The 730-nt window shown below is 71.5% G+C and carries 1 protein-coding gene; it reads left to right on the top strand.

Annotated elements, in window-relative coordinates:
- The first annotated feature begins 198 nt into the window (after positions 1-198).
- Positions 199-708 carry a hypothetical protein gene (locus tag BSZ37_RS20125; protein WP_095510870.1) on the top strand — a complete coding sequence of 170 codons (510 nt, stop codon included), beginning with the start codon at positions 199-201 and terminating at the stop codon, positions 706-708.
- Positions 709-730: the final 22 nt, after the last annotated feature.

Here is a 730-nt window from a genome sequence, read left to right as displayed (position 1 = left end):
CTGTAGGCCGACCGGGGGCTTCAGCGTCCCCGTCTCGTCCGAGCGCCGGCGCCTACCTTCGCTCGTCCACCCGCCGCGCCGCCAGCCCCGGCGGCTAAGCGGCCAGCTGTTGGGCCGCCTCACGTTGGGCGCTCTGCTTGGCACTTTACAAGGTTCGTCGTCCGACCTACCGTTGCGGCTCACCTCTGCCCGATCACCGTGCGCTCCGTCCCCGCTCTCGCACTCCTACTCGCTCCGGCGCTCCTCGCTGGGTGCGACGCCTTCGAGTCCGACGACCCGTTCATCCCCGGAGAGGTCGTTGCCTCGGTCCGATACGTCGAGCCGGCCTTTCTTGAGGCGTACGCCCGCGAGCACAGCATCGAGGTCGAGCAGGTCGCGCTCCCCCCGGTGTACCTCGTCCAGACCGTCGTCCGCTCCGGCGCCCCCGAGGACTACCTCGCCGCGCTGTCCGCCGACCCGCTCGTCGACACGGCGCGGGTGTGGCGGGGGGACGGGGTCGAGGTCGTAGTCCGGCGTGCGGCGGACGAGGAGCACGTCCGGGCGCTCATCGCGGCCCAAGGCGGGCTCGACGTCGTCAACGTGTACCGGGGTCAGGACCTCGTCGTCTTCGGGGTCCCGGAGGGGCGCGAGGAGCGGTGGGTGAGCCGACTCGAAGACGAGGTGTTCGTGGTCCATGCAGAGCGGAACCAGATGGTGTACCCGCGCTGAGCCCGGGCGGCCCAACCCGCCG

This window comes from Rubrivirga marina (assembly GCF_002283365.1).
Classification (GTDB): domain Bacteria; phylum Bacteroidota; class Rhodothermia; order Rhodothermales; family Rubricoccaceae; genus Rubrivirga; species Rubrivirga marina.
Note: the sequence above shows the minus strand (reverse complement) of the source record. Positions and strands in the feature narration are given on the sequence as shown.